General features: G+C 74.0%; 7 protein-coding genes. 3 read left to right on the top strand and 4 right to left on the bottom strand.

Translation table 11 applies throughout. The features are described from left to right. Positions 1–290 precede the first annotated feature (290 nt). Entirely contained in the window at positions 291–521 is a 231-nt protein-coding gene (locus tag VGB14_14330) for a helix-turn-helix transcriptional regulator (protein HEX9994101.1), read from the top strand. 18 nt (positions 522–539) lie between these two features. Here the strand turns inward: VGB14_14330 and VGB14_14325 are convergent, their stop codons facing one another. The 4 genes from VGB14_14325 to VGB14_14310 form a co-directional block, all read right to left on the bottom strand. Next, positions 540–1,928: a helix-turn-helix transcriptional regulator gene (locus tag VGB14_14325; protein ID HEX9994100.1), complete on the bottom strand. Its 1,389-nt coding sequence runs from the start codon at positions 1,926–1,928 to the stop codon at positions 540–542. 59 nt (positions 1,929–1,987) lie between these two features. After that, on the bottom strand, positions 1,988–3,637 hold the full coding sequence (locus VGB14_14320; GenBank protein ID HEX9994099.1) for an ABC-F family ATP-binding cassette domain-containing protein: 1,650 nt from the start codon (positions 3,635–3,637) through the stop codon (positions 1,988–1,990). 64 nt (positions 3,638–3,701) lie between these two features. Then, positions 3,702–4,292, bottom strand: coding sequence for a GNAT family protein (locus tag VGB14_14315; GenBank protein ID HEX9994098.1), 591 nt, complete (start codon positions 4,290–4,292; stop codon positions 3,702–3,704). A 10-nt stretch (positions 4,293–4,302) separates the two neighbouring features. Beyond that, entirely contained in the window at positions 4,303–6,225 is a 1,923-nt protein-coding gene (locus VGB14_14310; GenBank protein ID HEX9994097.1) for an AMP-binding protein, read from the bottom strand. Between the two features lie 59 nt (positions 6,226–6,284). On the opposite strand from VGB14_14310, the gene VGB14_14305 reads away from it, so the two are divergent. Continuing rightward, entirely contained in the window at positions 6,285–7,478 is a 1,194-nt protein-coding gene (locus VGB14_14305) for a phospholipase D-like domain-containing protein (GenBank protein ID HEX9994096.1), read from the top strand. Between the two features lie 98 nt (positions 7,479–7,576). Further along, positions 7,577–8,516, top strand: a 940-nt coding sequence (locus VGB14_14300) for an IS481 family transposase (protein ID HEX9994095.1), incomplete at its 3' end; no start/stop codon positions are given.

Raw genomic sequence — 8,516 nt, 5'->3', positions numbered from 1 at the left:
AGAGCGGACGCGGTGAGTCACATCCATGGATGGAGTGTTGGTGAGGGTGGGGATGCGGCGGTGAAGGTGAGGGAGGGTGCGATGGGCGGTGGCAGTTGTTGGTCACGGACGCGGCGGGGACGGTGTTGGGTCGGGGGCCGGCGGATGGGTTCGCGACCGAGGACGCGGCTCGGGCGCATGGGGAGAAGCTGGTGGGGGGGTTCTGGCACCCGGTGAGCTGACCGCCGCCCGACCCTCGATGTTGGTCATCGTCTGTTGAGCTATCGTCGTCAGACGGTGACGCTGGCGGGATGGCGGCAGAGCTGCAGGTCATCCTGGCCGAGAACCTCCGGCGGCTGCGTTCCGAGCACGGTCTGTCCCAGGAGGCGTTCGCGCTGAAGAGCGGGATCCACCGGACCTACATCGGCGGGATCGAACGCGGCGAGCGCAACGTCACCCTCGACACCGTCGCCCGGATCGCCGCCGCCTTCGGGGTGGACCCGGCCGACCTGTTGCGGGAGCCGGCATCCTCCACGGCCTGACCCCGGCCCGCCGGCGGGTCAGTCGCCGGTGGGGTGGTTGCGGGGGTTGCGCTTGCGGCCCCGGCGGCGGTGGGGGGCGGCGGCCCGCTGGTGGTAGTAGCGGATCAGCACGAGCACGGCGTCGCGGCCGTCGGGGCCGAGAGCGGCGTCGGCCATGACAGCCTGTTCGGTGGTGGCGACGTCATCGAGGTAGCCGGCCGCTCGCAGCAGCGACCCCCGCGGCTGGCCGAGGGCGTCGTCGATGGCGAGGACCTCGTCGACCCTGGGGTTCCAGTCCGGGTTGCTCTCCCACCGCGAGCACAGCGCCTGGTCGACCCCGAGGGCGGCGGCCAGGTCGGCCTGGGTGACGCCCCGGGCCTCCCGCATCCTGCGCAGCGCGTCGTTCAGGGCACGGCGACCGCGTCGGTCGACCATGTTCGGGGCGATCACCCGGAACGCCGACGGCGGCGACGACACCCCCGGACGCGGCCGCATCCCCAGCCTGGTCAGCATCGCCACCGCCTCCCGCTCGACACCGGCCGCGACCTCGGCACGGCCGGCGGCGTGCTCGGCCGCCGCCCGGGCCAGCATCGCCTCGGCCAGATAGACGCTCTCCCCGCCAGCGGCCAACAGACCCACCGCCCGGGACGCCGCCGCCGACGCCTCGTTCGTCAACCCCGCCGCCAACAACACCTCCACCCGATCCTTCAGCGCCACCGCGTCCGTCACCCCGAGCGCCGCCAACTCGACGTCGACCTCGTCATACCAACCCAACGCCGCCAACGCGTCGCCCCGGCGGGCCGCCACCAACGCCAGATGCGTGCACACGTCGACCCGCGCCTTGCGGTTCCCCGTCTTCGCGTACAACCGCTCTGCCCGCTCCAGATCCGCCGCCGCCCCCACCAGATCACCGGCCGCCACCCGGATCACCCCGCAGTTGTTGTGCAACTGCGCCAGCGACACCTCGTCACCGAAGGCCCGCAACTCCGGCTCCGCGTCCGCATACGCCGACAACGCCGCGTCGTGATCACCCACCGACTGCAACACCGCCCCCCGCTGGAACCGGGCCCGAGCCCGGTCCCCGCCCGACAACACCGACCCCGCCGACTCCACCGCCGCCAACGCCCCCTCCCGATCCCCCACCAACGCCAACCCCGTCGCCAACGACAACCGGCACAACCCCGCCAACTCCACCAACCCGCCCCGCTCCGCCGCCTCGATCCCCGCCACGAAATGCTCACGCGCCTCCACGAACCGCTGCCCATCACGAGCCACGATCCCCAACACCCGCCGAGCTACCGCCACCCCAGCAACATCACCCGCCGCCTCCGCCTCCACCAACGCACCCCGCGCCACCACCTCCGCCCCCACCGGATCCGCCCGCACCAACCCCAACGCCTCCACCGCCCGCCCACCACCATCGGCCATGCCGACCTCCTGCGCCCTCGTCCGCGACTTCGCCGTCGCGGCCCCTCGCGCCCAGGAACCTACGCGGCTTCGGCGCGCACCTGGCCGGCGTCGACGTGGACGTACCTCGTGAGCCGGACGCTGTCGAGCAGGCGGCGGTCGTGGGTGACGAGGAGCAGGGTCCCGTCGAAGCGGTCGAGCGCGGCCTCCAGCTGCTCGATGGCCGGGAGGTCGAGGTGGTTGGTCGGCTCGTCCAGCACCAGGCAGTTGACCCCGCTCGCCATCAGCAGCGCCAGCACCGCCCTCGTCCGCTCGCCCGGCGACAGGCTGGACGCCGGGCGGGTGACGTGGTCCGCGCCGAGGCCGAACTTGGCCAGCAGGGACCGCACCTCCCGGGGCAGCAGCCCCGAGTCGGCCGCCACCACGTCGAGCAGCGGCCGGTCCGACGCCAGCCGCCGCCTCGCCTGGTCGACCTCGCCGACGACCACGCCCGGCCCCATCCACCGCTCCCCCGCGGCGAGCGGCAGCCGGCCGAGCAGGGCGCCGAGCAGGGTCGTCTTCCCGCTGCCGTTGGCGCCGAGCACGGCGACCCGCTCGGCCCACCCGACCTCGAGGTCGACGGGGCCCAGCCGGAACGAACCCCGCTCGACCACGGCGCCCGACAGCCGGGCCACCACGTCGCCGCTGCGGGGCGCCCGGGCCACCTCCATGCGCAGGTCCCAGCCCTCCCACGGCTTGTCGACGGCGTCGAGGCGGTCGAGCGCCTTCTCGGTGATGCGCACCTTGGCCGCCTGCTTCTCGGTGCGGTTGACGAAGAAGCCGCGCTGGGCCTTGTCGTTGTCCTTCGGCCGCGTCTTGGTGCGCCGGGCGCCGGTCACCGCCCACTGGCGCTGCTGGCGGGCCCGCTCCTCGAGCTCGGACCGACGTCCCCGGTACTCGTCGTAGGCCTCCTCGGCGTGGCGGCGGGCCGTCGCCCTGGCGTCGAGGTAGGCGGCCCACCCGCCGGCGTAGAGCGACGCCCGGTGCGTGTGCTCGTCGAGCTCGAGCACCGACGTCACCGTCCGCTCGAGGAAGGCGCGGTCGTGGGAGACGACGACCACGCCGCCGGCCAGCTCGTCGAGGAACCGCTCCAGCCGGTCGAGCCCGTCGAAGTCGAGGTCGTTGGTCGGCTCGTCGAGCAGGAACACGTCGAAGCGGCTGAGGAGGATGGCGGCGAGCGACATGCGGGCGGCCTGGCCGCCGGACAGGGTCGTGGTGCCGGCGTCGAGCAGGTCGGCGGGAAGCCCGAGGTCGGCGCACACGGCGGCGGCCCTGGCGTCGAGGTCGGCGCCGCCGAGCGCCATCCACCGGTCGAGGGCGGCGGCGTAGGCGTCGTCGGCGCCCGGCCGGCCCTCGGCCAGCGCGGCGGTCGCCCGCTCCAGCTCGGCGTCCGCCTCCGCCACCCCGGTGCGCCTCGCCAGGTGGGCGCGCAGGGTCTCCCCGGGCCGGCGCTCCGGCTCCTGGGGGAGGTAGCCGACGGTGGCCGTCGGGGGGACGCGGACGACGCGGCCGGCGTCGGGCGACCGCTGGCCGGCGAGCACCCGGAGCAGGGTGCTCTTGCCGACCCCGTTGGGGCCGACGACGCCGACGCGCGAGCGCGGGCCGACGGCGACGGACACGGCGTCGAGGACGGTCGCCCCGCCGAAGGCCACGGACACGTCGACGGCGGAGAGGGAGGCGAGGGATGACACGGCGCCGGTCACGGTAGCGGCGGCGCCCGGCGCCACCGCCGCCCATTTCCGCCTCGCTGCCGGGCTACGCCAGCCAGTCCCTGACCAGCTCCTCGCCCCGCTCGGCCCACTCCTCGGCGGTGATGGCGTAGCGGACGTGGTCCTCCCACACGCCGTTGATCTCCAGGTAGCGCACGGCGATGCCCTCGTCCCGGATGCCGAGCTTCTCGACCACCCGCCGGCTGGCGGCGTTGCGGGGGATGATGGCGACCTGGATGCGGTGCAGCCGCAGGTCCTCGAACGAGTGGCGGGCGACGACCACGAGCGCCTCGGGCACGTAGCCGTGCCCGGCCCTCGCCTCGTCGATCCAGTAGCCGACGTAGGCGTTCTGGAACGGGCCCCGCTGGATGCTGTTGAGGTTGATCTCGCCGGCGAGGTGGCCCTCGACGAAGATCCCGAACCCGGCGCCCGTCCCGAGCTGGCGCTCGCGCTGGCGGGCGCTGCACCGCATGGCGAACGCGTCGCGGTCGTTGATGGCGTCGGGCTGGCCGGGGAGGCGCTGGGGCTCCCACCTGGTCAGCCACTCGTGGTTGCGGATCCTGACCTCGTGCCACTGGGGGAAGTCCGACGCGACGAGCGGGCGCAGCAGCACCCGGCGCCCGAACAGGGTCGTCATGGGCCGGCGGTCACCTCGCCGCCTTCACGGCCTCGATGGCCCGCGGGTCCTCGAGCGACGACAGGTCGCCGGGGTCGCGGCCGAGTGCGGCCGCCCGCACGGCCCGGCGCAGGACCTTGGCGTTGCGGGTCTTCGGCAGCGCGTCGACGAAGCGGACGGCGCCCGGCCGGAAGGCGGCGCCCAGCTTGGCGGCGACGAGCCGCACGAGGTCGGCGCGGAGGGCGTCGGTCGGCTCGGCGCCGGGGCGCAGCACCACGAACCCCCACAGCTGCTCGCCCTTCACCTCGTCGGGCATCCCGACGGCGGCGGCCTCGACCACGTCCGGGTGGGAGACGAGCACGGACTCGGCCTCGGCCGGCCCGAGCCGCTTGCCGGCCACCTTGATCGTGTCGTCGCTGCGGCCGTGCAGGTACCAGCGGCCGTCCTCGTCGACCGACGCCCAGTCGCCGTGGACCCACACGCCGGGCCAGCGGCTCCAGTAGACCTCGAGGTAGCGCTCCGGGTCGCGGTACAGGCCCCTCGTCATCCCCGGCCACGGCTTGGTGCAGACCAGCTCGCCGACCTCGCCCCGCACCGGCCGGGCGTCCTCGCCGTACACGTCCACGGCCATGCCGAGCGACGGGCCGCCGAGGGTCATCGGGGTGATCGGCTCCACGGGATGGGGGGACAGGAAGCAGGCGCCGACCTCGGTGCCGCCCGAGATGTTGATGACCGGGCAGCGGCGGCCGCCGACGACCTCGAAGTACCAGCGCCACGGCCCCTCGTTCCAGGGCTCGCCGGTGGACCCGAGGATGCGCAGCGACGACAGGTCGTGGGACCGGACGGGCTCGTCACCGTGGGGCATCATCGCCCTGATCAGAGTGGGGCTGATGCCGAGGATCGTCACCCGGTGGCGCTCCAGGTAGGCCCAGAGCCGGTCGGGCGCGGGCCAGTCGGGGGCGCCCTCGAACAGGCACAGGGTGGCGCCGTTGGCCAGGCCGCCGACCACCTCCCACGGCCCCATGATCCAGCCCATGTCGGTGAACCAGAACAGGCGGTCGCCGGGGCGGGCGTCGAACTGGAACGCCACCTCCTCGGCCACCTTCACGAGGAACCCGCCGTGCACGGCCACGGTCCCCTTCGGCCGGCCGGTGGTGCCCGACGTGTAGGCGATGAACAGGGTGTGCTCGCTGTCCACCATGCGGGTCGGGAAGGGCTCGGCGGCCGGCGCCGGCCAGGCCACGTCCCGGTCGGGGTGGGTGAGGCCGCCGTCGCCCGCCCTGGGCACGACGACGACCGTGTGGACGCTCGGCGCGGCGTCGATGGCCCGGTCGGCGGTCTCCTTCATCGGGACGACCCCGCCCCGGCGGCGGAAGCCGTCGGCGGTGACGAGCGCCCTGGCCTCGGCGTCCTGGAGGCGCACGGCGACCGCCTCGGCCCCGTAGCCGCTGAACAGGGGCAGGAAGACGGCGCCGAGCTTCATCACGCCGAGCAGGGCGGCGACGGTCTCGGGGACCATCGGCATGAAGATGCCGACGCCGTCGCCCTCGCCCACCCCCCGCTCGGCCAGCAGCGCGGCGAGGCCGTCGGCCTGGGCCCGCAGCTCGGCCCACGTCCAGGTCCGCACCTCGCCGTCCTCGCCCTCCCACACCAGGGCGGTGCCGCCCGGGTCGCGCTCGGCGTGGCGGTCGACGCAGGCCGCGGCCACGTTCAGGCGCCCGCCTCCGAACCAGGTGGCCCACTCGATGCCCCGGCTGGTGTCCGCCACCCGCTCGTAGGGCTGGTCGAACGGCAGGCCGAGGAACCGGACGACCGCGTCCCAGAACCACTCGGGGTCGTCCACCGACCGGGCCCGCAGGTCCTCGAACCGCCCGATGCCGTGCTCCGCCATGAACCGGCCGACGTTGGTCGTGGCAAGCGCGTCGGGCGGCGGGGTCCACACGATCTCGCTCACGCGCGGCATCGTACGACCACCCCGTATGGTCAGCCGCACGCCGGGGGTACGGTGCCGCCGTGCTCCCGACCGCACCACCGCGTTCCGTCCCGGGAGACCTCGAAGAGCGGGCCGCCCGGTTCCGGCGGGTGTTGGAGGGGTTGATCGGCATCCCCGCCACCGACGGGAACCGGGTCGACGTGCTGCGCAACGGCGACGAGATCTTCCCGGCCATGCTCGAGGCCATCGAGGACGCGACGACCTCCATCGACTTCCTCACGTTCATCTACTGGACGGGCCAGATCGCGGAGGACTTCGCCGGCGCGCTCGCCCGGCGGGCCGCCGCCGGGGTGCGGGTCCGGGTGCTGCTCGACGGCGTCGGCGCCCGCCTCATGGACCGCACCCTCGTCGACCGCATGCGCGACGCCGGCGCCGAGGTCGAGTGGTTCCGGCCGCCCGTGCAGTGGCGGGTGTGGGAGGTCGAGCACCGCACCCACCGCAAGGTGCTGGTGTGCGACGAGGAGGTCGGCTTCACCGGCGGGGTCGGCATCGCCGAGGAGTGGTGCGGCGACGCCCGCCACCCCGGCGAGTGGCGGGACACGCACTTCCGGGTCAGGGGACCGGCCGTCGACGGCCTGCGGGGCGCGTTCATCACCAACTGGCTGGAGACCGGGCGGGCCCTGTTCGACGAGGACGAGTTCGCCGACGTCGAGCCCGCCGGCGACGTGTGCGCCCAGGTGGTGCGGGGCGGCGCGGGCGTGGGCTGGTCCGACATCGCCATCCTGCTCCGCGCCCTCGTGCAGCTGGCCACCGAGCGGCTGCGCATCACGACCGCCTACTTCACGCCGGACAAGACGTTCCTGCGGCTGCTGTGCGAGGCGGCCGAGCGGGGCGTGCACGTGCAGGTGCTGACCCCGGGGCCGCACGCCGACAAGCGCATCGTGCAGCTGGCGTCCGAGGCCGACTACGAGGCCCTGCTCGACGCCGGCGTCGAGGTGTGGAACTACCAGCCGAGCATGCTCCACGCCAAGGTCATCACCGTGGACCGGGCGGTGGCGTGCGTCGGCTCGTCGAACGTCAACAGCCGGTCGATGGCCCGCGACGACGAGGTGTCGATGACCCTGTTCGACCCCGGCCTGACCGCGCTGCTCGACGAGCACTTCGACGCCGACCTCGAGCGCAGCGAGCGCATCTCGGAGTCCCGCTGGGCCCATCGCAGCATGCCCCAGAAGGCGCTGGAGACGGCGACGAGGATCATGCGCCCCCGCCTCTAGCTGTAGTGACCACGGAGGTTGTTGACGGGGTCCGCGTGTGAGTGAGCCCCCGGGGTGAGTGTGGAGCTGCCAGGCAACACACGAACCCAGGGGGCTCGATGCACGGTAACGCTCGGCTGACGCCGCTCGGGCGATTGACGTTGGTGCTGCGGATGGAGGCGGGCCGGCCGGCGGCCCAGGTGGCCGAGGAGATGGGGGTGTCCCGGCCGACGGCGTACAAGTGGTGGCATCGGTGGGGGGCGGAAGGGCCCGCCGGGCTGGTCGACCGGTCGAGCCGGCCCCGGTCCTGCCCGCATCGGACCAGCCCCGACACCGAGGCTGCGATCGCCGAGCTGCGCCGGGCGTTGAAGCTGGGGCCGGTCCGGATCGGCGCCCGCCTCGGGGTTCCGCCCTCGACGGTGCATCGGGTGTTGTGCCGGCTGGGCCTGAACCGGCTGGGATGGATGGACCGGCCCACCGGGCGGGTTATCCGCCGCATCCCCACGGCCCGGCCCGGCGAGCTGGTCCACGTCGACGTGAAGAAGCAGGGCCGCATCCCGCCCGGCGGCGGCTGGCGGGCCGTCGGCCGGGCTCGAGCCCGGGGCGGCAACCACCACCGCGGCCTGGGCTACGCCTACCTCCACACCGCCCTCGACGGCCACACCCGCCTGGCCTACACCGAGATCCTCGACGACGAACGGGCCTCCACCACCGCCGAGTTCTGGGCCCGGGCCCGCCGGTTCTTCGCCGACCACGGCATCGCCGTCGACGCTGTCCTCACCGACAACGGCCCCAACTACCGCAGCGCCGCCTTCGCCGCCGCCCTGGCCGGCATCGACCACCGCTTCACCCGCCCCTACCGGCCCCAGACCAACGGCAAAGTCGAGCGCTACCACCGCACCCTGACCGAGGAATGGGCCTACGTCCGCCCTTACCGCTCAGAAGCCGAACGCACCGCCGCACTCGACACCTGGCTCCACACCTACAACCATCACCGCCACCACACCGCCATCGGCGGCCCGCCCATCACCCGCGTCAACAACCTCCCGGCTCACTACA

The organism is Acidimicrobiales bacterium (genome assembly GCA_036399815.1).
In the GTDB taxonomy this organism is placed as follows: domain Bacteria; phylum Actinomycetota; class Acidimicrobiia; order Acidimicrobiales; family DASWMK01; genus DASWMK01.
The sequence above is the reverse complement of the archived record's forward strand: the minus strand, read 5'-3'. Positions and strand labels throughout refer to the sequence as shown.

Bases quoted from the DNA above. Each gene is read 5' to 3' on its own strand.
- VGB14_14330 (HEX9994101.1), top strand. From the start codon at position 291: ATGGCGGCAGAGCTGCAGGTCATCCTGGCCGAGAACCTCCGGCGGCTG.
- VGB14_14325 (HEX9994100.1), bottom strand. From the start codon at position 1,928: ATGGCCGATGGTGGTGGGCGGGCGGTGGAGGCGTTGGGGTTGGTGCGG.
- VGB14_14315 (HEX9994098.1), bottom strand. From the start codon at position 4,292: ATGACGACCCTGTTCGGGCGCCGGGTGCTGCTGCGCCCGCTCGTCGCG.